This window comes from Streptomyces sp. RLB3-17, from assembly GCF_007113425.2.
GTDB classification, from domain to species: domain Bacteria; phylum Actinomycetota; class Actinomycetes; order Streptomycetales; family Streptomycetaceae; genus Streptomyces; species Streptomyces mirabilis_D.
This window is the reverse complement of sequence record NZ_CP041610.2, coordinates 9,402,983-9,427,512: the sequence shown is the minus strand read 5'-3', so window position 1 is coordinate 9,427,512 and position 24,530 is coordinate 9,402,983. Positions and strand designations below refer to the sequence as shown.

The following is a 24,530-nucleotide window of genomic DNA, read 5'->3' as shown; positions in this document are numbered from 1 at the left end:
GGAGGCCCCACCATGGCAATCCTCAAGGGTTCATCGGCCTCCATGAAGGGGGCGGGGCACACGTCGACCATCAAGGGGTCACGGCGCCGGGGCATATCCCTCCACCTCTCCCTGATCATCGGTCTGCTGCTCTCGGTCTTCCCGTTCTACTGGGCCGTGATCATGTCGACGCACTCGTCGACGGAGATCTTCTCCTACCCGCCGAAGCTGCTGCCCGGCTCGCACTTCCTCGAGAACGTCCGCAACCTCTTCGACAACGTCGACTTCTTCGGGTCGATGTTCAACTCGCTGCTGGTCGCGTGCTCGGTGACCGTCCTGGTCCTGTTCTTCGACTCGCTGGCCGCGTTCGTGTTCGCCAAGTTCCAGTTCCCGGGCCGCCGGGTGCTGTTCGCGCTGATGATGGTCATCTTCATGGTCCCGGCGCAGCTCCAGGCGATCCCCCAGTTCGTGATCATGGCGAAGCTGGGCTGGATCGGCTCGATGACCGCGCTGATCGTCCCGGCGGCGGCCAACGCGTTCGGCATCTTCTGGATGCGCCAGTACATGAAGAGCGCGATCCACGACGAGCTGATCGACGCCTCCAAGCTGGACGGGGCGGGCTTCCTGCGCCAGTACTGGCACGTGGCGCTCCCGGTGGTCCGGCCGGGCCTCGCCTTCCTCGGCATCTTCACCTTCATGGGCCAGTGGAACGACTACGCCTGGCCGCTGATCGCCCTCACCAACCCGGACAACGTGACCCTCCAGGTCGCGCTCTCCCAGCTGAACGGTGTCCACGGCACCACCGACTACGGAATGGTCATGACCGGCGCGCTTCTCGCCCTCGTCCCCCTGCTGATCGTCTTCGCGATCGGCGCCAAGCAGATCATCGCGGACCTCGGCAAGGGAGCCATCCGCTGATGACGGACCCGCTGCTCGCGCTCCGCCCCTGGGAAGCACCTGAGGTGACCTCCTGGGGGCGGTTGCCCATGAACGCCGTCGACCGCCGGGCCGGTGCCCTCTCCCTGGACGGCTCCTGGCGCTTCCAACTGCTGCCCACACCCACCTCGGCCCCCGGTCTCGCCTGGTCCTCGCTCCAGGTGCCCGGCTCCTGGACCACCCAGGACACCGACGACCTGCCGCAGTACACCAACTTCACGATGCCCTGGGGCGAGTTCCCGCCCACCTCGCCGGACGCGAATCCGACGGGCGTCTACGAGCGTGAGGTGGACGTCCCCGCCGAGTGGGCCGGCCGCCGGATCGTGCTCCAGGTCGGCGCCGCCGAGAGCGTGCTGCTGGTCCATGTGGACGGGCGGCCCGTCGGCGTGTCCAAGGACTCGCACCTCGCGGCCGAGTTCGACCTCTCCGACGTCGTTCGCCCTGGAGAGCGCTCCTCGCTGCGGCTCACCGTCGTCAAGTGGTCGGACGCCTCGCACCTCGAGGACCAGGACCAGTGGTGGCACGCCGGGATCACCCGCTCGGTGCTGCTGTACGCGACCGATCCGCTGTGGCTGGCCGACGTGACCGTACGGACGCGGTGCGACGGCGGCCTGCGGGTCGACTGCCACGTGCGGGACGCCGGGGGCGCGCTGCCGGAGGGCTGGTACGTCACCGGGGAGCTGGACGGCCAGCTGCTCACCCAGGACGCCGAGTACGAGCGGTTCAAGGAGGAGGACGGCCGGGTCTCCGACTTCCTCGGCGAAGCCCGTCTCACCACGGTCGTCGCGGGAGTCCGCACCTGGACCGCGGAGACGCCCGAACTGTACGACCTGACCGTACGGCTGCACCGCGCCGACGGCTCGGTCGCCGACACCTCGCACCACCGCGTGGGCTTCCGCGAGGTCGAGATCCGCGGCCGGGACCTGCTCCTCAACGGCGAGCGGGTCTACATCCGGGGCGTCAACCGGCACGACTTCCACCCGCTGACGGGCCGGACGGTGTCGTACGACGACATGCGCGCCGATCTGGTGACGCTGAAGCGCTTCGGGTTCAACGCGATCCGTGCCGCCCACTACCCGAACGACCCGACCCTGCTCGACCTCGCGGACGAGCTGGGCTTCTACGTCGTGGACGAGGCGAACATCGAGGCGCACGACCACGCGCACGAGATCGCCGACGATCCCCGCTACCTCGGCGCCTTCGTGGACCGCGTCTCCCGTATGGTCCTGCGCGACAAGAACCACCCCTCGGTGATCATCTGGTCGCTGGGCAACGAGTCCGACTACGGCGCCAACCACGACGCCGCCGCGGGCTGGCTGCGCCGCCACGACCCGAGCCGGCCCCTCCAGTACGAGGGCGCGGCGAAGCTGGGCTGGGCCGACCCGAAGGTCGCCTCCGACATCGCCTGCCCCATGTACGCGCCGCTCGAGGACTGTGTCGCGCACGCCCTCTCCGGGGAGCAGACCAAGCCGCTCATCCAGTGCGAGTACTCGCACGCCATGGGCAACAGCAACGGCACGCTGGCCGACCACTGGGCCGCCATCGAGTCAACCCCAGGGCTTCAGGGCGGTTTCATCTGGGAGTTCTGGGACCACGGCATTCTTCAACGCGTGAACGACGGAAGACCGGCCGGGCGCGGTGGCGTCGGGCTGTATGACAACGGTGTCGCCGCGCCGGGCCACCGCTGGGCCTACGGCGGCGACTTCGGCGAGACGATCCACGACGGCGCCTTCGTCGCCGACGGGGTCGTCTTCCCCGACCGCACGCCCAAGCCGGTGATGTACGAGCACCGGGAGATCGCGGCGCCGGTGCGCCTCGCGTACGTCGGGGGCGAGCTGCGGCTCACCAACCACCAGCACTTCCGGGGCCTTGAGTGGCTGACCGCCGAGTGGGAGCTGTCCCTCGCGGAGGGCGGCACGCTGACGGCCGCGGCCGAGCTGCCCGACGTACGGGCGGGCGAATCGGTGGCTGTGCCGATGCCGTTCACGCTGCCGGAGGACGGCGGCGAGGCCTGGCTGACGCTGCGGGTGACCACGGCGGACGAGGAGGCGTGGGCACCGCGCGGCACGGAGGTGTGTGTGCCGCAGGTGCGACTCAGGGCGGCCACCCCCGTGAGCTCCGCCGTACTGCCGGACTCCGCCGTCGAGGTCGACGAGGACGGGCTGCTCGTCCATCCGCTGCTCACCGCGGCCCCCGTGCTGTCTCTGTGGCGGACACCGACCGACAACGACGAGCTCGGCGGCATGGCGGTGCGCTGGCGGGCCTGGGGGCTCGACGCACCGGAACGCAAGCTCGTCGACGTGCGCCGCGAGGACGGAAGCGTCACCGTGGTCGCCGAGTACGCGACCCTGGCGGGCGCCGTACGTCACGAGCAGGTGTTCACCCGGGTCGAGGGCGGGGTGCGGATCGAGGAGACGGCGCAGTTGCCGGCCGCGCTCGACGACGTACCGCGGGTGGGCTCGGTCTTCGAGACGGTCGCCGGGCTCGATGTCCTGGAGTGGTACGGGCAGGGCCCCTGGGAGTCCTACCCGGACCGGAGCACAGGCGCGCCGGTGGGCCACCACTCCCTCCCCGTGGACGAGTTGTTCACCCCCTATCTGCGTCCGCAGGAGAGCGGCGGGCGGCACGGTGTACGCCGCTTCACGCTCTCGGCGCCGGACGCCACGGGCTGCGCGGTCGCGCTCGACGAACCGCGCCAGGTGACCGTGACCCGCTACCGGGCCGCGGATCTGGCGGCCGCCACCCATCACGACGAGCTGGTGCCGCGGCCCGGCTGCGTGGTGCACCTCGACGCCGCGCACCGGGGGGTGGGCACGGCCTCGTGCGGACCCGACACCTCGCCCGGCCATCTCGTCCCGGCCGGCTCCCACCGCTGGTCCTGGACGCTGCGCGTGCTCTGACCCGCGCGCGGCGCGCCGCCCGTCCCACCGGCTCGACCCGTTCGACGTGACTCGACGCCCGACCTGACTCGCACTCCTCACTGACCTTTCGCACCTTCATGGAGCAGACGTGTGTACTTCGCATGACCAGGCGACGGAGGCCGAGCAGGCCGGCGCCGGCAGACGCAACTTCCTGCGGGCCACGGCCCTGATCGGCGCGGCGGCCACCACCTCGGTGGCCCTGCCCGCGGTGACGGCACAGGCGGCGACGCGTGAGGCGAACTGGCGGCCGGACGCCGACAGCCGCCGCTTCACGCTCGCCGTCATGCCCGACACGCAGTACCTCTTCGACGGGCCGAGCATCAACCCGGCGCCGATCGAGGCCTCGCTGCGCTATCTCCTGGAGCACGGGAAGGACGAGAACATCGTCTTCCTCTCGCACCTGGGCGACATCACGGAGAACGGCGGCCAGGCCGAATTCGCGGCCGCGGGCAAGGCGTTCGAGCTGCTCGACCGGCGTGGCGTCGGCTACAGCGTGCTCGCGGGCAACCACGACATCAGGTCGTCCACGAACGACCAGCGGGGCGCGACCCCCTACCTGGACGTCTTCGGCCCGCAGCGCTTCCGGGGCGGGCGCACCTTCGGCGGCGCCTCGCCGGACGGCTACAACACCTTCCACCTGTTCCGGGCGGCGGGCATGGAGTGGCTCGTCCTCGCCCTGGACTGGCGGCTGTCGGCGCAGGGCTACGCGTGGGCGAAGGACGTCATCGCCCAGCACCCCAAGACGCCGGTCATCCTCACCACGCACGAGCTGGTCGTGGACGACGACACCCTGTCCTCGTACGGGCAGCAGCTCTGGGACCAGCTGATCCACGACCACGACCAGATCTTCCTGACCCTGAACGGGCACTACTGGCCCGCCGCCCGCGCCACCCGCACCAACGCGGCCGGGCACGACGTCCACCTCCACCTGACGAACTATCAGAACCGTTACTACGGCGGGGCGGCGATGATCCGTCTCTACCGCTTCGACCTCGACCGCAACACCATCGACGTCGAGACCATCTCGCCGTGGATCCTGGGCCGCGCGGCCAAGGGGCTCAACGAGCTGGAGCGGCAGGAGATCGAACTCAGTGGTGACGCCGACCGGTTCTCGGTCGCCGTCGACTTCGAGTCCCGCTTCGCGGGCTTCGCGCCGGTGCCCGCCCGCTCGGCGCGGCCGGTGTCCGAGATGCTGGTCCGGGGCACGCTCGCCTACTGGCGCTTCGACGGGCACGCGGACGGTACGGCGGCCGAGGGCACGGTGCGCGACCAGTCCGGGCACGGCAACGACGTGACCGTGGTCAAGGTCGGCGACAGCGCCCTCACCTGGTCCTCCGCCCACCACCCCGACCAGCCGGGTCACGGCAGCCTCTTCTTCCAGGGCGGCAAGCCCCCGCTGAAGGGCGCGTATCTGCGCACGGTCGACGGGGCGCCCCTCAACTCGGCCACCTTCAAGCGCGGTTACACCATCGAGGCCTTCTACCAGCTCCCCGCCGACTGGGACGCCTCGCACAACGCCTGGGCCTCGCTGATCAGCCGTACCGGCACGGGCGGTGGCGCGGGCAAGACCGCCGACGACCCGGACGAGCCGCTCGCCACCCTCTCCCTCTCCGACGGGCCCGGCCCGCAGTGGGCCGTCCGGCCGCTCAACCAGCAGGGCATCGTCACCAACTGGGGCGACGAGACGGCCCGCGAGCAGTGGTGGCACGTCGCCGTCGTCAACGACGGCTCGCACACCACGATGTACGTCCAGGGCTGCCCGGTCGCCCGCAACCCGCACACCGTCGCGGCCGGTCTCACCTCGCTCGGGCTGCCCTGGCTGCTCGGCGGCTACGAGTACGCGGGCAAGATCGACCAGATCCTGCACGGACGGCTCGGCGACGTACGGATCGTCGAGCGGGCGCTTTCCGTCTCGCAGTTCATGAACCACTGAGCCGTCCCGGCCACCGGTGACCCCGAAGACCTTCTGACTCCCCGAGGGAGAAGTTCCGCATGTCCGAGCAGCAACTGCCCGCCTGGGCCGATCCATCCGTCTCCCCCGCCGCGCTGGACCCGCAGGGCGTGTCACGACGCGGGCTGCTGCGCAGCGCCGGCCTGTTCGGGGCTGCCTTCGCGGTGGGCTCGCTCGCCACCCCCGCGGCGGCCGACTCCCGGCGCCTCGGCGGCGACGACCCGCGCCTCGCCTATCTCGTCGGCGACCACCACATCCACTCCGTGTACAGCCACGACGCGAAGTACACGTTCTCCCAGCTCGCCCAGGCGAGCGCCAGGTACGGCCTGGACTGGATGGTCTTCAACGAGCACTCCAACTTCGGGCACGCCAACTACGGCGCCCAGTTGGAGCACCAGGAGATCCTGAAGGCGCGCGCCGAGAACCCGCGTCAGCTGATCTTCCAGGGTCTGGAGTGGTACATACCGGGCGCCGAGCACGCCACGGTCTTCGCGGCGCCCGGCCGGCACGAGGTGGATCTGCTCACCAAGTTCGAACTCGCCTACGACGGCAAGCTGCTGGGCTACACGGCGGGCTCGCCCACCAGCCCCGACACGGCCCGCAACGAGGCCCACGCGGTCAAGGCCATCAAGTGGCTCGCGGAGCAGCGCCGCACCGGTTACGTCGACGACGTGCTCGTCCTCGCCAACCACCCCACGCGCCTGGGCATCGACTCCCCGCACGAGATACGGGGCTGGCGGGACGCGGCGCCCGAGATCATGATCGGCATGGAGGGCGCGCCCGGCGCCCAGGGCGGCGGCATCCCCGGCTGGGTCGGCTCGGGCCAGCAGCGCGGCGAGTACACCAACAAGCCGTCCGAGAACTCCTTCGCCGGGTACCCGGAGAACGCCTACGTGCTGTACGGCGGCTTCGACTGGATGACGGCGACCGTCGGCGGCATGTGGGACGCGATGCTCGCCGAGGGCAGGCTGTTCACCATCACCACCAACTCCGACGTGCACCGCGTCGTCTTCGACACCTGGAAGAACGGCGACTGGGCGCCCGGGCAGAACTTCGACAACACCGGGCACGTTCCCGACCCGGTGAACACCGACTCCCAGCAGCCGGGCGGCGACTTCTGGCCCGGCCAGTTCAGCCGCACCCACGTGGGCGTGACCCGCTACGGCTACCGCGCCGTGATGGCGGGACTCCGCGCGGGCCGCGTCTGGCTCGACCACGGGCACCTGCTCGACGGGCTCGACGTCCGGGTGAAGCGGGACTGCGACCACGGTCCGGGTGTCACCATGGGTGGCCGGATCCGCGTCCGCAAGGGCGAGAAGCTCACCCTGTCGGTCACCGTGACGACCGCCTCGCGCGCCAACCCCCACGGAATCCTGCCGGAGTTGGCGCACGTCGACGTGATCCGTGGCGCGGTGCGCGGACCTGCCGCCGACCGCGACGACTGGCGCGCACCCGACACCAAGGTCGTCCGCACCGTGGACGTGAGCGGCCGCAAGGGCACGTACACCCTGCGCATCCCGCTGGTCGCCGGCGACGAGTCCTTCTACGTCCGGCTGCGCGGCAGTGACGGCAACCGCAACGGCACGGGCTACCTGGGCGCCTCGATCGACCCGCACGGCCCGATTCCGCACGTGCCCGGAAACGGTGACCCGTGGGTCGACACGTGGTTCTACGCGAACCCCGTGTTCGTCGACGTGGTCGGCGGCCGGTAGCGAGAACAGCCGCCTGACGTGGACCGTCAGACGTAGAAGCGCGACAGGCTCTGGAGGACGGCGGCGGGCTTCCCGCCGCCGTCGATCTCTATCGTCCCGTCGACGGCGATCTGCACCCCGCCCGGCACGTCCTCGACCGAGGCGAGCCTCGCGACCAGCCGGATGCGCGAGCCGACCTTCACCGGGGCGGGGAAACGCACCTTGTTCAGACCGTAGTTGACCTTCGTCGACACGCCCTCGACCTCCAGCAGCCCCGTGAAGAGCGGGATGAAGAGGGAAAGCGTCAGATAGCCGTGCGCGATGGGCGCGCCGAAGGGGCCCTCGGCCGCCCGCTGCGGGTCGACGTGGATCCACTGGTGGTCGCCGGTGGCGTCGGCGAAGGTGTTGATCCGCTCCTGGGTGACCTCGATCCACTCGCTGGTGCCGAGGTCGCCGCCGGCGAGCTTCTTGAGTTCGTCGAGACCGTTCACGGTGATGCTCATGTGCGCTTCCTTGCTGATGAGTCGGTGGTGCCGTACCGCGTACGGACACGGGCCTTGAGGAGCTTTCCGGAGGCGGTGCGCGGGAGCTCGTCCACGACGACCACCGACTTCGGGATCTTGTACTTGGCGAGGTGTCCGGCGAGCGAGGCGAGCACCTCGTCCGGGTCGAGCTGGACGCCCTCGCGGGGGACGACGACCGCGCGCGGCACCTCGCCCCACTTGTCGTCGGCGACACCGATGACGGCGCACTCGACGATGCCGGGGTGGCCGAGCAGCAGGTCCTCGATCTCGGCGGGGTAGATGTTCTCGCCGCCCGAGATGATCATGTCCTTGATGCGGTCGACGATGAAGACATAGCCGTCCTCGTCGACCCGGGCGGCGTCCCCGCTGCGGAACCAGCCGTCGGCGAACACCGCGGCCGTCTCGTCGGGCAGCCCCCAGTAGCCGGGCATGACGTGCGGCCCGCGGACGACCACCTCGCCCGTCTCCCCGATGTCGACCGGCGTGAAGTCGGGCCGTACGACCCGCACATCGCTGAAGAAGTGCGGCACGCCCGCCGAGCCCGCCTTGCCGACCGCGTGTTCCGCGTCCAGGAAGAGGGTGCCGGGCGACGCCTCGGTCATGCCGTAGCCCTGCAGGAAGGTGAGCCCGCGCTCCTGGTAGGCGGCGATGAGCGGGGTCGGTACGGGTGAGCCGCCGCAGGTGAGGATGCGCAGCGAGGACAGGTCGGCGTCGGCCCACCGGGGATGCCGGGCCACCTGGTCGAACATGGTCGGCACCCCGAACATGAAGGTGATCCGGTGCCGTTCGATCAGGTCGAGGGTGGCCGCCGGGTCGAAGGACTCGACCAGGACACAGGTGCCGCCCTTGAGCAGCACCGGCAGGGTCAGCATGTTCAGCCCGGCCGTGTGGAACAACGGGGCGGAGACCAGGGCGCGTTCGTCGGCGGTCAGGTCGTGGTCGACGAGGACGTTGACCGCGTTCCAGGTCAGATTGCCGTGGGTGAGCATCGCGCCCTTGGGGCGGCCCGTCGTGCCCGAGGTGTACATGATGATGCACATGTCCTCGGCGGTGACGGGCTGGTCGATCGGTTCCTCGGCGGCCTGGTCGATCAACTCCTCGTACCGGGAGCCGACTTCGACGAACGTCCGGACGTGCGCGTTGCCCGGCAGCCCCGCGACGAGTCCGGCCAGCGAGGGCGCGTACACGAGGACCTTGGCGCCCGAGTCGCCGAGCTGGTAGGCGATCTCGGGTCCGGCGAGGCGGGGGTTGAGCGGCACGAAGACCGCGCCGAGCGTGCCCGCCGCGAAGAGGGTTTCGAGGTAGGAGGGGTGGTTGGGGCCGAGATAGGCGATGCGGTCGCCGCGGCGCAGGCCGAGCGCGCGCAGGGCGTGGGCGAGGCGGGTGGTGCGGGCGTACAGCTCGGCATAGCTGACGGTGGTGTCGCCGTGGATCAGGGCGGTGCGGTGCGGGGTCTTGCGGGCCCGGCGTGCGGGCCACGACCCCAGTCCCTCATTGCGCATCTGTGGCCCCTTACGGTGTCAGCCCGAGCAGTCGGGCGGCGTTCTCCTTGAGGATCTTCGGCTTGACCTCGTCCTTGATCGTCAGCTTGTCGAAGTCGGCGAGCCAGCGGTCGGGGGTGAGGACGGGGTAGTCGGAGCCGAAGAGCACCTTGTCCTTGAGCAGTGTGTTGGCGTACTGCACGAGCTGTGGCGGGAAGTACTTGGGCGACCAGCCGGACAGGTCGATGTGCACACCCGGCTTGTGGGTGGCGACGGCCAGCGCCTCGTCCTGCCAGGGGAAGGAGGGGTGCGCCAGGATGATCTTGAGGTGCGGGAAGTCGGCGGCCACGTCGTCCACGTGCAGGGGGTTGGAGTACTTCAGCCGGATGCCGCCGCCTCCCGGAACCCCGGCCCCGATCCCCGTCTGCCCGGTGTGGAAGAGGGCGATGGTCCCGGTCTCCTCGATCACCTCGTACAGGTCGTACGCCACCGACCTGTCGTTGGGGAAGAAGCCCTGGATGCTGGGGTGGAACTTGAAGCCCTTGACCCCGTACTCCTCGACGAGCCGGCGGGCCTGCTTGACGCCCGCCCTGCCGCGGAAGGGGTCGATGGAGGCGAAGGGGATCAGCACGTCCGCGTTCGCGGCGGCGGCCTCGGCGACCTCCTCGTTCGGGACGGGCGCGGTGCCGGTGGCGGACTCGGCGTCCACCGTGAAGATCACGGCGGCCATCCTCCGCTCGCGGTAGTAGGCGGCCGTCTCCTCCAGGGTGGGCTTCCGCTTGCCCTCGACCTTGAAGTAGGCGCTGGAGGCTTCGTGCAGATCGTCGTCGAGCGAGGAGTGGCCCTTCGAGGACACCTCCGCGTGGGTGTGGACGTCGATCGCGACGAGTTCGTTCAGGTCCATCACGCCTCCGGAAGCTTCGGCGCGGGGATCCCGACGGTCTGCGGCTCGGCGCCGACCGACGTGGCCCAGGCGTCGGCCAGGGTGTCGGGGGTCCAGCCGCCGTCCGCGTACGCCGCCCTGACCTCCTGCGGGTGCGACCAGAGTGCCACCTTGTCACCGCCGATGCCGATGGCCTGGCCGGTGACCCCGCGAGCGGCGTCGGAGGCGAGGAACGGGACGAGGGCGGCGCAGTCCTCGGGGGTGCCGAAGCCCTCGCCCTTGCGGAGGAAGTCGGGCAGCGGCTCGCCGTTCCTCATCGCCTCGACGTACGGGGCGAACGCGGGGATGGTCTCGGTCATCGCGGTGGCGGCGACCGGCACGATCGCGTTGACGGTGATGCCCGCGCGGCCCAGCTCCATCGACCAGGTACGGGCCATGGCGGCGATGCCCGCCTTCGCGGCGGCGTAGTTCGTCTGGCCGAAGTTCCCGCGCTGCCCGGCCGGCGAGCCGACCAGGATCAGCGAGCCGCCCTCGCCCTGCTCGCGCATGCGCACGGCGGCGGCGCGGGCGCAGGTGAAGGTGCCCTTCAGATGCGTGGTGATCACCGCGTCGAAGTCCTCGTCGGTCATCTTCCACAGCACCTTGTCACGCAGGATGCCCGCGTTGGTGACCAGGATGTCGAGCCGTCCGAACTCCTGCACCGCGCGGGCGACGAGCCGGTCGGCCGCCTCTGTGGTGCCGACCGGGACCACCTCGGCCACGGCCTTGCCACCCGCGGCGGTGATGGACTTCACGGCCTGCTCGGCCACGGCCTCGTCGACGTCGTTGACGACCACGCAGGCGCCGACTGCCGCCAGGGCGTGCGCGTAGGCCAGGCCGAGGCCACGTCCGCTGCCGGTGACGACGGCCACCTTGCCGGTGAGATCGATGCTGGGCACGAGGGGGTCCCTTCGACGCTGAGGGTCCAGAGCGCGGCGTGCGATGCCGAGCTGCGGCTACGGGATCGAAGCTAAGGACAATAATTGTTGACGTCAATAGTTGTTGGCGACTCATCCGTGCGGCATGCTGTGCGGAGTACGGCGCGATGCTGTACGCAGTACGGCATGCCGTACCCGGCACGAATGAACCGCCCCGCCCGGGGCCCGGCCCAGGGAGCCCGTCATCACAGGCCAGCAGCACGCCACCAGCCCGGCCACCGGCCCCGTCCCCATCGACGCCCAGGAGCCGTGGATGCGCGGACTGCACGCCGACACCGGCTATCTGCTCTACCGGCTGGGCCTTCGCTCGGGGCAGTTGTTCAACACCTTCCTCCAGGAGTCGGGACTACGGCTGCGCCACTACGCCCTGCTGCGCTTCCTGGCCACCTCCGAGGGCGCGCTGCAACGGGAGCTGAGCGCGCGGCTCGGCTACGACCCGAGCGCGATCGTCGGACTCGTCGACGACCTGGAGAAGCTCGGCTTCGCCGAGCGCCGCCCGTCGCCGGACGACCGCCGCAGCCGGATCGTCGTGCTCACGGACGACGGCCGGGCGTTCCTGCGCGACACGGACGAGGCGGGCCTGCGCGTCACGAACGACCTGCTCCAGCCGCTCGCCCCCGCCGAGCGGGACACCCTGCACACGCTCCTGCAACGGGTCGCGGAAGCCGAACTGGACTCATGACCGCACTGTCCGCGCCCGACCGTCTGCTCGCCGTGCTCGCCGCCTTCGACCACCAGCACCCGGCACTCTCCCTGACGGGAATCAGCCGCCGGTCCGGGCTGACCCTCACCACCGCGCACCGGCTGGTCGGCGCCCTCACCGCCTGGGGCGCGCTGGAGCGGGACGCGGACGGCGTCTACCACGTGGGCCTGCGCCTCTGGGAGATCGCGGCCCTGGCACCCCGTGGCCTCGCCCTCCGCCAGATCGCGCTGCCGTACCTGGAGGACCTGTACGAGGCCACGCACGAGAACGTGCAGATGGCGGTCCGCGACGGCGCCGAGGTCGTCTACATCGAGTGGATCTCCGGACGCTCCGCGGTCGGTGTACGCATCCAGGTGGGCGCCCGCTGGCCACTGCACGCGACGGGCGTGGGCCTCGCACTGCTGGCGCACGGCGACTCGGCGTTCCAAGAGGCCTACTGCTCAGGTCCGTTGGCCGCGTTCACCCCGCACACCCTCACCGACGGGGCCCGCCTGCGCCGCGCGCTCGCCGAGGTCCGCCGCACCGGCGTGGCGGTGAGCAGCCGTCAGGTCACCGACGACGCCCTGTCGGTCGCCGCTCCGGTGCGCGGCGCGGGCGGCGCGGTGGTCGCGGCGGTCTCCGTCGTGGTCCCCGAACACGACGCCCAGGTACCGGCGTTGATCCCGGCGGTACGGCTGGCGGCGCGGGGTATCTCCCGCGCCCTGGGGTGGCAACCGCAGACCCGGCCCGAGCCGGGCACCTGAGGCTCCCTGGAGCCGCGATGCGCGGTTCACGTCGGCCGAACGTACGAGCCACGCCTCCTGGCCCCTGTCCGCGGCACTCGCCGTTCCCTCGCACGGCGCTTCACCCATTTCCGTGCGCCGTTCCTTCAGGACGATTCTCAGGTCCTCCTCACGCAAATCTCAGGCGGCGGCCCCGGGTTTCAAAGAATCGCCCCAGGAAGGCGGCGCAGGATGCACCAGCAGTCGTGGTGGTCATCCAGGAAAGGCGTGCCGTGGGCTTCGCGAAGAATTCGAACCGGTCCGAGCGGCGGACGGCGAACCGGTCCGAGCGGCAGGCCTGGTCGCGGCGCGGGGTGCTGGCCGCCCTCGGTGCCGTGCCGGCCGTGGGCGTCCTCGCGGGCTGCGGCGGCTCGGCGGACGCCTCGCAGGGAACGGACGCCAAGTCGGGCTCGACGGCGGGCGCGAGCGCGAAAGCCGAGGTCAAGACCCCGACCGTGACCGTCACCCCGGCCGACGGCACGAAGAAGGCCGGCTTCACGAGCCCGGTCGAGGTCACCGTCAGCGACGGCACGCTCGCGAGCGTCGAGGTCAGCGGAAACGACGGCTCCACCCTGACCGGATCCTTCAATGACGCCCGTACGAAATGGACGTCCACGAAAAACCCATACTCGGGCACCAAATACACGGTCACGGCCACGCCGAAGGGCGCCGCCGCGCAGAGCGCGAGCTTCGTCACGAAGCAGCCCTCGGAAACGTTCGTGGGTTATTTCACGCCCGAGGCGAATTCGACCTCCGGTGTCGGCATGCCCGTGTCGATCAACTTCACCGAGGCCGTGAAGGACCGGGCCGCCGTGGAAAAGGCGATCACGGTGACGGCGGAGCCCGCGGTCGAGGTGGTCGGCCACTGGTTCAGCGACACTCGCCTCGACTTCCGGCCCGAGGAGTACTGGGCCGCGGGCACGAAGATCACGCTGAGCCTGCGTCTGAAGGACGTCGAGGGCACGACCGGCGTCTACGGCACCCAGTCCAAGGACGTCACCTTCCACATCGGCCGCCGTCAGATCAGCACGGTCGACCTGGCGAAGAAGACCATGACCGTCGAGCGCGACGGCTCCACCCTCGCCGGCTACCCGGTGAGCGGTGGCGACGCCGACCACACCACCTGGTCCGGGATCATGGTGATCAGCGAGCGGTTCAAGCAGACCCGGATGGAGTCCTCGACCGTGGGGCTCGGCGACGAGTACGACATCTCGGACGTCCCCCACGCCCAGCGTCTGACCACCTCCGGCACCTTCATCCACGGCAACTACTGGGCCTCGACCTCGGTCTTCGGCTCCACCAACACCAGCCACGGATGTATCGGCCTGCACGACGCCAAGGGCGCGAACGACAGCTCCGTGCCGGGCTACACGTTCTACGCCAGTTCGATGCTCGGGGATGTCGTCGTCGTCAAGAACTCGGGCGAGAAGACCGTCGAGGCGTCCAACGGCCTCAACGGCTGGAACCTGTCCTGGTCGGACTGGAGGGCGGGCAGCGCCCTCTAGGCGAGGCCCCGTGCATCCCACTCTTCATTGCATGAACTCCCGCACAGGGAAAGGAGTTTCTCGGCTTTACCTCTTGACGGTCGGAGTAGCAGAGAGCACATTGGCCGCGCACCTTGCTTGAGAGCGCTCTCAGCAGCACCCGCGCACCCCCACTCCGTACCGAAGAGGCATCCATGAGTGAACCCTCCGGCACACCTGTCAGACGCGGCCCCCTGCGGCGCGTCATTCTGGCCGCGGTCGGCACACTGACCCTGGCCGTGGCCGCGGTCCTCCCCGCGAACGCGTCCGCGCCCACTCCCCCGGCCGGCTGGTCCCAGGTCTTCGTCGACGACTTCAACGGGGCGGCCGGCTCCGGCGTCAACACCTCCAACTGGCAGTACGACACCGGCACCAGTTACCCGGGCGGCGCCGCCAACTGGGGCACCGGCGAGGTCGAGACGATGACCTCCAGCACCAACAACGTGGCGCTCGACGGCAACGGCAACCTGCTGATCACCCCGCGCCGGGACGCCTCCGGCAACTGGACCTCGGGCCGTATCGAGACCACCCGCACCGACTTCCAGCCACCCGCGGGCGGCAAACTCCGCGTCGAGGCGCGCCTGCAGATGCCGAACGTGACCGGCGCCGCCGCCAAGGGCTACTGGCCGGCCTTCTGGACACTCGGCGCGCCCTACCGCGGCAACTACCAGAACTGGCCGAGCGTCGGCGAGCTGGACATCATGGAGAACGTCCAGGGCCTCAACACCGAGTGGGCCACCATGCACTGCGGCACCAACCCGGGCGGCCCGTGCAACGAGACCAGCGGCATCGGCGGCAACACCCCGTGCGCCGGCACCACGTGTCAGGCCGGCTTCCACACGTACGCCATGGAGTGGGACCGCTCGACGAGCCCCGAGGAGATCCGCTTCTACCTCGACGGCGTCAACTTCCACACGGTCAAGGCGAACCAGGTCGACGCGACCACCTGGGCGAACGCCACCAACCACGGCTACTTCGTCATCCTGAACGTGGCGATGGGCGGCGGTTTCCCCGACGCGTTCGGCGGCGGTCCGGACAGCGGCACCGAGCCCGGCCACCCGCTGGTCGTGGACTACGTCCAGGTGCTGCAGGCCAGTGGGAGCGGTACCACACCGCCTCCGACCGGCAACCGTGACGCCTACGGCGCCATCCAGGCCGAGTCGTACGACAGCCAGTCGGGCACCAGCACCGAGACCACCACGGACACCGGCGGCGGCCAGGACATCGGCTCGCTCGCGGGCGGCGACTGGGCGCTCTACAAGGGCGTCAACTTCGGCTCCACGGCGGCCACGCAGTTCTACGGGCGGGTCGCGAGCGGTGCGGCGAGCGGGGTCAGCGGTCTGGTCGAGGTGCGCCTCGACAGCCGTACGAGCACCCCCATCGGCAGTTTCGCGGTGGGCAACACCGGCGGCTGGCAGAGCTGGCGGACGGTCCCGGCCAACATCACCGGCGTCACCGGCACCCACGACGTCTATCTGACCTTCACCAGCGGCCAGCCGGCCGACTTCGTGAACGTCAACTGGTTCGACTTCGGCCACTGACGAGGAGGTTCCTCGACGAGCGGCACGAACGGTGAAGGGGCGGGCCCGCGGGCCCGCCCCTTTTCTTCCGTACGGTCCCAGCTCTCCTCCGGTACGGACTCAGCGAAGCTCCGCCCGGAAGACCACGGGACTCGTGCCCGTGTGCTGGTGGAAGAACTTGGAGAAGTTCGCCGAGTCGGGGAAGCCCACGGCGACACCGATGCGACCGATGGGCATCTCCGTGTGGGCCAGCAGCCGCTTGGCCTCCAGGACCACCCGCTTGTCGATGAATCCCTTCGGGGTCTCACCGGTGGCCGCGCGCACCGCGCGGACCAGGGTGCGGCGGGAGTAGCCGAGCGCGTCGGCGTACGCGCTGACGCTGTGGTTGGTGGCGAAGTCCTTCTCGACCGCGTCCCGGAAGCGCGTGAAGGTGGTGTCGGTCTGCTCGCGGGCCGCTTCGGCGGAGCTGGCCGCGAGATGGGCGAGGCGCAGCAGGAACGCGGTGAGGGAGTGCCGCAGCACCGAGGTGTGCAGGCTGAGCGGCAGCGTGGTGGTGTCGACGTACTCGCGCTCCAGCTGGGTGAGCGAGTGCTCCAGGGCGGCCAGCTGGGCGGCGCCGGGGCGCAGCAGCGGGGGCTGGTCGTAGCGGTAGAGACCGGTCGCCTCGACGGTCGCGCGCGGCAGGAACCCGGGCTGCATGATCAGGACGGTGCCGCGGTAGCGGTCGGTGCGGGAGAAGCGGTGCACCTGACCGGGGCGGATCCACAGGATGTCGCCCGGGGACGCCTCGTATTCGGCGAAGTCGATCATGTGTCTGACCGGGCCTTCGTGGAAGAGCATCACGACGTGGAAGTCGATGCGGTGCACGCGGTCCAGCGGGGCGTCCACGTGCCAGACGCGTCCGGTCCCCATCGCGCCGACCTGCATGCCGACGCCGGACAGGCTCAGATCGACCGGGAAGGGGAAGGTCCTGATCCCGTCCCCGGTCCCGCCTTCGCCCCCGGCACCGCCTTGGGTGGTTCTGTCTGTCATGTCCCTCTCGCGTCGACTCGCTCCAGCACTCCGTGTCCCATTTTCACCGAAGGCTGACACACGGGCACCTTCCCCGGCAAAAGTCAGACTTTTAGTTTTGAAGGCGTTCCACCAGCGATTCCCGATCCAGTGAGGACTTCTTGAAGATGAGTACGCAGAGCCCCGACGGCTTCGAATGGACCGAGCTGGACCGCCGGGCGGTCGACACCGCCCGCATCCTGGCCGCTGACGCCGTTCAGAAGGTCGGAAACGGCCACCCGGGCACGGCGATGAGCCTGGCCCCGGCCGCGTACACGATCTTTCAGAAGGTGATGCGACACGACCCCGCGGACCCGGAGTGGACCAGCCGCGACCGGTTCGTCCTGTCCCCCGGTCACACCTCTCTGACCCTTTACACGCAGCTCTTCCTCTCCGGCTACGAACTGGGTCTTGACGACCTGAAGGCGTTCCGCACGCACGGTTCGAAGACGCCGGGTCACCCCGAGTACGGGCACACCGCGGGCGTGGAGACCACCACCGGACCGCTCGGGCAGGGTGTCGCGAACGCGGTGGGCATGGCGATGGCCGCCCGCTACGAGCGTGGTCTGTTCGACCCCGAGACGCCGGAGGGCGAGTCGCCCTTCGACCACACCATCTGGGGCATCGTCTCGGACGGCGACCTGGAGGAGGGCATCTCCGCCGAGGCCTCCTCCCTCGCGGGCCACCAGAAGCTGGGCAACCTGGTCTTCGTCTACGACGACAACCACATCTCCATCGAGGGCGACACCGCCACCGCCTTCTCCGAGGACGTGCTGAAGCGCTACGAGGCCTACGGCTGGCACGTGCAGCGCATCGAGCCCTCGGCCGACGGCGACATCGACGTCCGCGCGCTGTACACGGCGCTGAAGGCGGCGCAGGCCGAGACCGGACGGCCCTCGATCATCGCGATGCGCACCATCATCGCCTGGCCCGCGCCCAACGCCCGGAACACCGAGGCCTCCCACGGCTCCGCGCTCGGCGCGGACGAGGTCGCCGCCACCAAGCGTCTGCTGGGCTTCGACGCGGAGAAGTCCTTCGAGGTCGCGGGCGAGGTCCTCGCCCACGCGCGCCAAGCCCTGGACCGCGGTGCCGAGGCACACGCCGCCTGGGACAAGCGGATCGCCGAGTGGCGCACCGCGCAGCCCGAGCGGGCCAGGCTGTTCGACCGGATCGTCGCCGGCCAGCTTCCCGAGGGCTGGCAGGACAAGCTCCCGGCGTTCGAGGCGGGCACGTCCGTCGCCACCCGCGCCGCCTCCGGCAAGGTCCTCCAGGCGCTCGGCTCGGTGATCCCCGAGCTGTGGGGCGGCTCGGCCGACCTGGCCGGCTCGAACAACACCACCATCGACAAGACGTCCTCCTTCCTGCCGAAGGGCAACCCGCTGCCGGAGGCCGATCCGTACGGCCGTACCGTCCACTTCGGCATCCGCGAGCACTCCATGGCCGCGGAGATGAACGGCATCGCGCTGCACGGCAACACCCGCATCTACGGCGGCACCTTCCTGGTGTTCTCCGACTACATGCGCAACGCCGTACGTCTGTCCGCGCTGATGCAGCTCCCCGTCACCTACGTGTGGACGCACGACTCCATCGGCCTGGGCGAGGACGGCCCCACCCACCAGCCGGTCGAACACCTCGCCTCGCTGCGCGCCATCCCGGGCCTGAACATCGTCCGCCCGGCCGACGCCAACGAGACCGCGATCGCCTGGGCCGAGATCCTCAAGCGGCACGCCACCCACCCCGCCCCGCACGGCCTGGCCCTGACCCGCCAGGGCGTTCCCACCTACGACGCCAACTCCGAGGCCGCCAAGGGCGGTTACGTGCTGCGTGACTCCTCCACCGGAACGCCCGAGCTGGTCCTGATCGCCACTGGCTCCGAGGTGCACCTCGCCGTCGAGGCGCGTGAGCTGCTGGAGGCCGAGGGGATCGGCACCCGGGTCGTGTCGATGCCGTCCGTGGAGTGGTTCGAGGAGCAGCCGCGCGAGTACCGCGATCGTGTGCTGCCCCCGTCCGTGAAGGCCCGCGTGGCGGTCGAGGCGGGCATCGGCCTGACCTGGTACCGCTACGTGGGTGACCACGGACGCATTGTCTCGCTGGAGCACTTCGGTGCCTCCGCCGACGCCAACACCCTGTTCGCCGAGTTCGGTTTCACCGCCGAGAACGTCGCCGCCGCCGCCCGGGAATCCCTCGCCGCCGCCCGCGGTTGATCCGATCGCACGAAGGAAGATGATCACTGTGACCGAAGCAACCGCGACCGCGGTAACCCTGAAGCGCCTCTCCGACGAAGGCGTCTCCATCTGGCTGGACGACCTCTCCCGCAAGCGCATCGCCTCCGGCAACCTCGCCGAACTCGTCGAGACCAGGCACGTGGTGGGCGTCACCACCAACCCTTCCATCTTCCAGGCCGCCATCGGCTCCGGTGAGGGGTACGAGGAGCAGCTCGGCGACCTGGCCGAGCGGGGCGTGACGGTCGACGAGGCCGTCCGGATGATGACGACGGCCGACGTCCGCGCCGCCGCCGACATCCTGCGCCCGGTGTACGACGCGACCGCCGGCCGTGACGGCCGGGTCTCCATCGAGGTCGACCCGCGCCTCGCCCACAACACCGGGGCGACCGTCGCCGAGGCCAAGCAGCTCTCCTGGCTCGTCGACCGCCCGAACGTGATGATCAAGATCCCGGCGACGAAGGCCGGCCTCCCGGCGATCACCGAGGTCATCGGCCTCGGCATCAGCGTCAACGTCACGCTGATCTTCTCCCTGGAGCGCTACCGCGCGGTGATGGACGCCTACCTGGCGGGGCTGGAGAAGGCCAAGACGGCGGGCATCGACCTCGCCACCATCCACTCCGTCGCCTCCTTCTTCGTCTCCCGCGTCGACAGCGAGATCGACAAGCGGCTGACGAAGGTCGGGACCGACGAGGCCCTCGCCCTCAAGGGCAGGGCGGCGCTCGCCAACGCGCGGCTCGCCTACGAGGCGTACGAAGAGGTGTTCGCCTCCGCCCGCTGGACCGCGCTCGCCCCGGCCGGTGCCAACAAGCAGCGCCCGCTGTGGGCCTCGACGGGCGTCAAGGACCCCTCGTACAAGGACACGCTGTACGTCGACGAGCTGGTCGCGCCGGGCACGGTCAACACCATGCCGGAGGCGACGCTCAACGCCACGGCCGACCACGGTGACATCCACGGCGACGCGGTGACCGGCGGCTACGCCCAGGCGCGCGCCGACCTTGCCGCCGTGGAAGGTCTCGGGATCTCCTACGACGAGGTGGTCGACCAGCTGGAGGACGAGGGCGTCTCGAAGTTCGAGGCGGCCTGGGAGGATCTGCTCGACGCGGTCGCGACCTCGCTGAGCGGCAAGGGAGTTGAGGGGGAATGACCAAGCGTGAAGCGATTCCCGACGGTACCCCGCAGGATGCGGCCACCACGCCGGAGGGACCTGGTGACACGACCATGGAACCGGTCGGTGTGAAGGCTGTCGATGTGAAGGCTGTCGATGTGAAGGCCGAGGCCAAGAGCAACGGCCCCGTTCCGGTGGCGGAATGGGAGAACCCGCTGCGTGACCCCCGTGACCGCCGCCTCCCCCGTATCGCGGGCCCCTCGGGCCTCGTCATCTTCGGTGTCACCGGCGACCTGTCCCGCAAGAAGCTGATGCCGGCCGTCTACGACCTCGCCAACCGCGGTCTGCTGCCGCCGGGCTTCTCGCTCGTCGGGTTCGCCCGCCGCGACTGGGAGGACGAGGACTTCGCGCAGATCGTGCACGACTCGGTGAAGGAACACGCGCGCACCCCCTTCCGGGAGGAGGTCTGGCAGCAACTCGCCGAGGGCATGCGGTTCATCCCGGGCACCTTCGACGACGACACGGCGTTCAAGCAGCTGCGCTCCGCCATCGAGGAGCTGGACGCGGCCCGGGGCACCAGCGGCAACTACGCGTTCTACCTCTCCGTGCCGCCGAAGTTCTTCCCGAAGGTCGTCCAGCAGCTCAAGAAGCACGGGCTCGCGAGCCCGCCGGAGGGTTCCTGGCGGCGCGCGGTCATCGAGAAGCCGTTCGGCCACGACCTCGAGAGCGCGCGCGAGCTGAACGCGCTCGTGCACGACGTGTTCGACCCGGAGCAGGTCTTCCGCATCGACCACTACCTCGGCAAGGAGACCGTCCAGAACATCCTGGCGCTCCGCTTCGCCAACCAGATGTACGAGCCGATCTGGAACCGGTCGTACGTCGACCACGTGCAGATCACCATGGCCGAGGACATCGGCATCGGCGGCCGGGCCGGATACTACGACGGCATCGGTTCGGCCCGTGACGTGATCCAGAACCACCTGCTCCAGCTGATGGCGCTGACCGCCATGGAGGAGCCGATCGCCTTCGACGCCGAGTCGCTGCTGACCGAGAAGCTCAAGGTCCTCAAGTCGGTGAAGCTGCCGGAGAACCTGGGCGAGCACACCGTGCGCGGCCAGTACGCGGCGGCCTGGCAGGGCGGGGAGAAGGTACGCGGCTATCTGCAGGAGGAGGGCATCGACCCCAAGTCGACGACCGACACCTACGCGGCCGTCAAACTGGAGGTCGACAACCGCCGCTGGGCGGGCGTCCCCTTCTACCTGCGCACCGGCAAGCGCCTCGGCCGACGGGTGACGGAGATCGCGGTCGTCTTCCAGCGCGCCCCGCACTCACCGTTCGACTCGACCGCCACCGAGGAGCTCGGCCAGAACGCGATCGTCATCCGCGTCCAGCCCGACGAGGGCATGACGGTGCGCTTCGGATCGAAGGTCCCGGGTACGTCGATGGAGATCCGGGACGTCACGATGGACTTCGCCTACGGCGAGTCGTTCACCGAGTCCAGCCCGGAGGCGTACGAACGGCTGATTCTGGATGTCCTGCTCGGCGATGCCAATCTCTTCCCCCGTCACCAGGAGGTGGAAGAGTCCTGGAAGGTCCTCGACCCGATCGAGGAGTACTGGGAGACCCATGGCAAGCCCGCGCAGTACCCCTCGGGCAGCTGGGGTCCGAAGGAAGCCGACGAGATGCTCGCACGAGACGGACGGAGCTGGCGCAGGCCATGAAGATCGACCTGACCGACACCACGGCAAGCAAGATCAACAAGGCGCTCGTGCAGGGGCGCCGCGCCATCGGCACCCCCGCCGTGGGCATGGTCCTGACGATGGTCATCGTCACCGACGAGGAGAACGCGTACGACGCGATCAAGGCCGCCGAGGAGGCCTCGCGCGAGCACCCCTCGCGCACCCTGGTCGTCATCAAGCGGCACGCCCGCACCCCGCGCGACCGCACCAACTCGCGCCTCGACGCCGAGGTCCGGGTGGGCGCCGACTCCGGTGCCGGTGAGACCGTCGTGCTGCGGACCTACGGCGAGGTGTCCGACCACGCCGACTCCGTGGTCCTGCCGCTGCTGCTGCCGGACGCGCCCGTCGTCGTCTGGTGGCCGGTGGACGCCCCCGAGGTGCCCGCCAAGGACCCGCTGGGCGCCCTCGCGCAGCGCAGGATCACCGACATGTACGCCGTCGAGGCGCCGCTCACGGCCCTGGAGGCCCGCGTCAACTCGTACGCGCCGGGCGACACCGACCTGGCGTGGACCCGGCTGACGCCCTGGCGCTCGATGCTGGCCGCCGCGCTCGACCAGGCCCGTGCGAAGGTGATCTCGGCCGCCGTCGAGAGCGAGGCCGACAACCCGAGCGCCGAGCTGCTCGCCCGCTGGCTGGGCGCCCGGCTCGACGTGCCGGTCGAGCGGGTCGTCACCGCCGGTCCGGTGGTGACCGCGGTGCGGCTCGGCACGAAGGACGGCGAGATCGTGATCGACCGGCCCGAGGGACCGCTGGCCACGCTGTCGCTGCCCGGGCAGCCCTCCCGCACCCTCGCGCTGAAGGTGCGCAGCACTTCCGAGCTGATCGCCGAGGAGCTGCGCCGCCTCGACGCGGACGAGATGTACGCCGTCGCCCTGCGGGGCGAGAACGGCACCAAGGAGACCCCCCGTCATGTCTGACTCCCCCAAGCTCACGCGGCGTCCGGAGTGGGTGGCCCTGGAGGACCACCGCGCGGACGGTCTGCTCCACCCGCGGCTGCGTGAGCTGTTCGCCGCCGATCCCGCCCGCGCGGAGCGCTATGTCGTGCGGGTCGGCGATCTGCGGATCGACTACTCCAAGCACCTGATCACGGACGAGACCCTCGCCCTCCTCCAGGAACTGGCCACCGCCACGGACGTGTTCGGACTGCGGGACGCGATGTTCCGCGGCGAGAGGATCAACGTCACCGAGGACAGGGCGGTGCTGCACACCGCCTTGCGGGCCCCGCGGAACGCGGTGATCGAGGTCGCCGGCGAGAACGTCGTCCCCGGCGTGCACGCCGTGCTCGACAAGATGGCCGACTTCGCCGAGCGGGTCCGCTCCGGCGAGTGGACCGGCCACACCGGCAAGCGCATCAAGAACGTCGTCAACATCGGTATCGGCGGCTCCGATCTCGGTCCGGCGATGGCGTACGAGGCGCTGCGGGCCTTCACCGACCGCTCGCTGACCGTGCGGTTCGTGTCGAACGTGGACGGCGCCGACCTGCACGAGGCCGTCCGCGACCTGGACCCGGCCGAGACGCTGTTCATCATCGCCTCGAAGACGTTCACCACGATCGAGACCATCACCAACGCCACCTCGGCGCGAACCTGGCTGCTCGGCGCGCTGGGGGGTGACGAGAAGGCGGTCGCCAAGCACTTCGTGGCGCTGTCGACGAACGCCGGGAAGGTGTCGGACTTCGGTATCGACACGGCCAACATGTTCGGGTTCTGGGACTGGGTCGGCGGACGCTACTCGTTCGACTCGGCGATCGGCCTGTCGTTGATGATCGCGATCGGTCCGGACCGGTTCCGGGAGCTGCTCGACGGGTTCAGGCTCGTCGACGAGCACTTCCGTACAGCTCCCGCCGAGGCCAACGCGCCTTTGCTGCTCGGCCTGCTGGGGGTCTGGTACGGCAACTTCTTCGACGCCCAGTCGCACGCCGTACTGCCGTACTCGCACTACCTGTCCAAGTTCACCGCCTACCTGCAGCAGTTGGACATGGAGTCCAACGGCAAGTCGGTGGACCGCGACGGCCACCCGGTGGAGTGGCAGACCGGTCCGGTGGTGTGGGGCACGCCCGGCACGAACGGGCAGCACGCCTACTACCAGCTCATCCACCAGGGCACGAAGCTGATCCCGGCCGACTTCATCGGCTTCGCCAACCCGGTGGACGAGCTGGAGCCCGAACTCGCGGCCCAGCACGACCTGTTGATGGCGAACTTCTTCGCGCAGACCCAGGCCCTCGCCTTCGGCAAGACGCCCGACGAGGTGCGCGCCGAGGGCGTGCCCGAGGAACTGGTCCCGCACAAGACGTTCACCGGCAACCACCCGACGACGACGATCCTCGCGAGCGAGCTGACACCGTCGGTCCTCGGCCAGCTCATCGCCCTCTACGAGCACAAGGTGTTCGTCCAGGGCGCGATCTGGAACATCGACTCCTTCGACCAGTGGGGCGTCGAGCTCGGCAAGGTTCTCGCCAAGCGCGTCGAACCCGCGCTCACCGAAGGCGCCGACGTGCCCGGCCTCGACCCCTCCACCGCCGCCCTCGTGGCCGCGTACCGCACCCTCCGAAAGAAGTGACT

Annotated in this window: 18 protein-coding genes; 13 read left to right on the top strand and 5 right to left on the bottom strand. The window is 70.0% G+C overall.

The window, feature by feature from the left end; all coding sequences use genetic code 11:
- Positions 1-12 precede the first annotated feature (12 nt).
- The 4 genes from FNV62_RS42300 to FNV62_RS42285 all read left to right on the top strand — a co-directional run bounded on the left by FNV62_RS42300 (position 13) and on the right by FNV62_RS42285 (position 7,499).
- On the top strand, positions 13-897 hold the full coding sequence (locus tag FNV62_RS42300; RefSeq protein ID WP_225900574.1) for a carbohydrate ABC transporter permease: 885 nt from the start codon (positions 13-15) through the stop codon (positions 895-897).
- Positions 897-3,815 carry a glycoside hydrolase family 2 TIM barrel-domain containing protein gene (locus FNV62_RS42295; RefSeq protein WP_144316014.1) on the top strand — a complete coding sequence of 973 codons (2,919 nt, stop codon included), beginning with the start codon at positions 897-899 and terminating at the stop codon, positions 3,813-3,815. The genes FNV62_RS42300 and FNV62_RS42295 overlap by 1 nt, the downstream gene beginning before the upstream one ends.
- Positions 3,816-3,924: 109 nt before the next feature.
- Positions 3,925-5,769, top strand: a complete 1,845-nt coding sequence (locus tag FNV62_RS42290) for a LamG-like jellyroll fold domain-containing protein (protein WP_144316013.1) — start codon at positions 3,925-3,927, stop codon at positions 5,767-5,769.
- Between the two features lie 59 nt (positions 5,770-5,828).
- Positions 5,829-7,499, top strand: a complete 1,671-nt coding sequence (locus FNV62_RS42285) for a histidinol-phosphatase (RefSeq protein ID WP_097287197.1) — start codon at positions 5,829-5,831, stop codon at positions 7,497-7,499.
- A gap of 26 nt (positions 7,500-7,525) precedes the next feature.
- Here the strand turns inward: FNV62_RS42285 and FNV62_RS42280 are convergent, their stop codons facing one another.
- The 4 genes from FNV62_RS42280 to FNV62_RS42265 are packed head-to-tail and all read right to left on the bottom strand — an operon-like array spanning position 7,526 to position 11,304.
- On the bottom strand, positions 7,526-7,981 hold the full coding sequence (locus FNV62_RS42280) for a MaoC family dehydratase (RefSeq protein ID WP_054234537.1): 456 nt from the start codon (positions 7,979-7,981) through the stop codon (positions 7,526-7,528).
- Positions 7,978-9,504: an o-succinylbenzoate--CoA ligase gene (gene menE, locus FNV62_RS42275; protein WP_097287196.1), complete on the bottom strand. Its 1,527-nt coding sequence runs from the start codon at positions 9,502-9,504 to the stop codon at positions 7,978-7,980. Before menE ends, FNV62_RS42280 begins: the two co-directional genes overlap by 4 nt.
- A gap of 10 nt (positions 9,505-9,514) precedes the next feature.
- On the bottom strand, positions 9,515-10,387 hold the full coding sequence (locus tag FNV62_RS42270) for an amidohydrolase family protein (protein WP_054234535.1): 873 nt from the start codon (positions 10,385-10,387) through the stop codon (positions 9,515-9,517).
- Positions 10,387-11,304 (bottom strand): SDR family NAD(P)-dependent oxidoreductase, encoded by a 918-nt coding sequence (locus tag FNV62_RS42265; protein ID WP_144316012.1) that lies wholly within the window; start codon positions 11,302-11,304, stop codon positions 10,387-10,389. The genes FNV62_RS42270 and FNV62_RS42265 overlap by 1 nt, the downstream gene beginning before the upstream one ends.
- Before the next feature lie 292 nt (positions 11,305-11,596).
- Here FNV62_RS42265 and FNV62_RS42260 point away from each other — a divergent pair, with 292 nt between their 5' ends.
- From FNV62_RS42260 to FNV62_RS42245, 4 genes are all read left to right on the top strand, one after another.
- Positions 11,597-12,025: a MarR family winged helix-turn-helix transcriptional regulator gene (locus tag FNV62_RS42260; RefSeq protein ID WP_054234533.1), complete on the top strand. Its 429-nt coding sequence runs from the start codon at positions 11,597-11,599 to the stop codon at positions 12,023-12,025.
- Positions 12,022-12,789 carry an IclR family transcriptional regulator gene (locus tag FNV62_RS42255; RefSeq protein ID WP_144316011.1) on the top strand — a complete coding sequence of 256 codons (768 nt, stop codon included), beginning with the start codon at positions 12,022-12,024 and terminating at the stop codon, positions 12,787-12,789. Before FNV62_RS42260 ends, FNV62_RS42255 begins: the two co-directional genes overlap by 4 nt.
- Before the next feature lie 251 nt (positions 12,790-13,040).
- On the top strand, positions 13,041-14,312 hold the full coding sequence (locus FNV62_RS42250; protein WP_144316560.1) for an Ig-like domain-containing protein: 1,272 nt from the start codon (positions 13,041-13,043) through the stop codon (positions 14,310-14,312).
- 173 nt (positions 14,313-14,485) lie between these two features.
- The gene (locus tag FNV62_RS42245; RefSeq protein WP_060898837.1) at positions 14,486-15,871 is read left to right on the top strand and encodes a glycoside hydrolase family 16 protein; all 1,386 of its coding nucleotides are present in this window, start codon (positions 14,486-14,488) and stop codon (positions 15,869-15,871) included.
- 99 nt (positions 15,872-15,970) lie between these two features.
- Here FNV62_RS42245 and FNV62_RS42240 read toward each other — a convergent pair whose 3' ends face one another.
- Positions 15,971-16,882 (bottom strand): helix-turn-helix transcriptional regulator, encoded by a 912-nt coding sequence (locus tag FNV62_RS42240; protein ID WP_097287193.1) that lies wholly within the window; start codon positions 16,880-16,882, stop codon positions 15,971-15,973.
- Between the two features lie 146 nt (positions 16,883-17,028).
- Between FNV62_RS42240 and tkt the strand changes: the two genes are divergently transcribed.
- From tkt to pgi, 5 genes are read left to right on the top strand one after another with little or no spacing between them, the layout of a single operon-like run.
- Positions 17,029-19,104: a transketolase gene (tkt, locus tag FNV62_RS42235; RefSeq protein WP_144316010.1), complete on the top strand. Its 2,076-nt coding sequence runs from the start codon at positions 17,029-17,031 to the stop codon at positions 19,102-19,104.
- A 19-nt stretch (positions 19,105-19,123) separates the two neighbouring features.
- Positions 19,124-20,269, top strand: coding sequence for a transaldolase (gene tal / locus FNV62_RS42230; protein WP_144316009.1), 1,146 nt, complete (start codon positions 19,124-19,126; stop codon positions 20,267-20,269).
- A complete protein-coding gene (zwf, locus tag FNV62_RS42225; protein WP_225900573.1) occupies positions 20,266-21,951 on the top strand; it encodes a glucose-6-phosphate dehydrogenase in 1,686 nt (561 codons plus the stop codon). The genes tal and zwf overlap by 4 nt, the downstream gene beginning before the upstream one ends.
- On the top strand, positions 21,948-22,886 hold the full coding sequence (gene opcA / locus FNV62_RS42220; RefSeq protein WP_143656272.1) for a glucose-6-phosphate dehydrogenase assembly protein OpcA: 939 nt from the start codon (positions 21,948-21,950) through the stop codon (positions 22,884-22,886). The genes zwf and opcA overlap by 4 nt, the downstream gene beginning before the upstream one ends.
- The gene (gene pgi / locus FNV62_RS42215; RefSeq protein ID WP_097287189.1) at positions 22,879-24,528 is read left to right on the top strand and encodes a glucose-6-phosphate isomerase; all 1,650 of its coding nucleotides are present in this window, start codon (positions 22,879-22,881) and stop codon (positions 24,526-24,528) included. Before opcA ends, pgi begins: the two co-directional genes overlap by 8 nt.
- Positions 24,529-24,530: the final 2 nt, after the last annotated feature.

Excerpts from the sequence above, each read along its gene's own strand:
- tal (WP_144316009.1), top strand. The coding sequence starts at position 19,124 with ATGATCACTGTGACCGAAGCAACCGCGACCGCGGTAACCCTGAAGCGC.
- FNV62_RS42295 (WP_144316014.1), top strand. The coding sequence starts at position 897 with ATGACGGACCCGCTGCTCGCGCTCCGCCCCTGGGAAGCACCTGAGGTG.
- FNV62_RS42280 (WP_054234537.1), bottom strand. The coding sequence starts at position 7,981 with ATGAGCATCACCGTGAACGGTCTCGACGAACTCAAGAAGCTCGCCGGC.
- FNV62_RS42270 (WP_054234535.1), bottom strand. The coding sequence starts at position 10,387 with ATGGACCTGAACGAACTCGTCGCGATCGACGTCCACACCCACGCGGAG.
- FNV62_RS42245 (WP_060898837.1), top strand. The coding sequence starts at position 14,486 with ATGAGTGAACCCTCCGGCACACCTGTCAGACGCGGCCCCCTGCGGCGC.
- zwf (WP_225900573.1), top strand. The coding sequence starts at position 20,266 with ATGACCAAGCGTGAAGCGATTCCCGACGGTACCCCGCAGGATGCGGCC.
- FNV62_RS42240 (WP_097287193.1), bottom strand. The coding sequence starts at position 16,882 with ATGACAGACAGAACCACCCAAGGCGGTGCCGGGGGCGAAGGCGGGACC.
- menE (WP_097287196.1), bottom strand. The coding sequence starts at position 9,504 with ATGCGCAATGAGGGACTGGGGTCGTGGCCCGCACGCCGGGCCCGCAAG.
- FNV62_RS42300 (WP_225900574.1), top strand. The coding sequence starts at position 13 with ATGGCAATCCTCAAGGGTTCATCGGCCTCCATGAAGGGGGCGGGGCAC.
- pgi (WP_097287189.1), top strand. The coding sequence starts at position 22,879 with ATGTCTGACTCCCCCAAGCTCACGCGGCGTCCGGAGTGGGTGGCCCTG.
- tkt (WP_144316010.1), top strand. The coding sequence starts at position 17,029 with ATGAGTACGCAGAGCCCCGACGGCTTCGAATGGACCGAGCTGGACCGC.
- FNV62_RS42285 (WP_097287197.1), top strand. The coding sequence starts at position 5,829 with ATGTCCGAGCAGCAACTGCCCGCCTGGGCCGATCCATCCGTCTCCCCC.
- FNV62_RS42260 (WP_054234533.1), top strand. The coding sequence starts at position 11,597 with ATGCGCGGACTGCACGCCGACACCGGCTATCTGCTCTACCGGCTGGGC.
- FNV62_RS42255 (WP_144316011.1), top strand. The coding sequence starts at position 12,022 with ATGACCGCACTGTCCGCGCCCGACCGTCTGCTCGCCGTGCTCGCCGCC.
- opcA (WP_143656272.1), top strand. The coding sequence starts at position 21,948 with ATGAAGATCGACCTGACCGACACCACGGCAAGCAAGATCAACAAGGCG.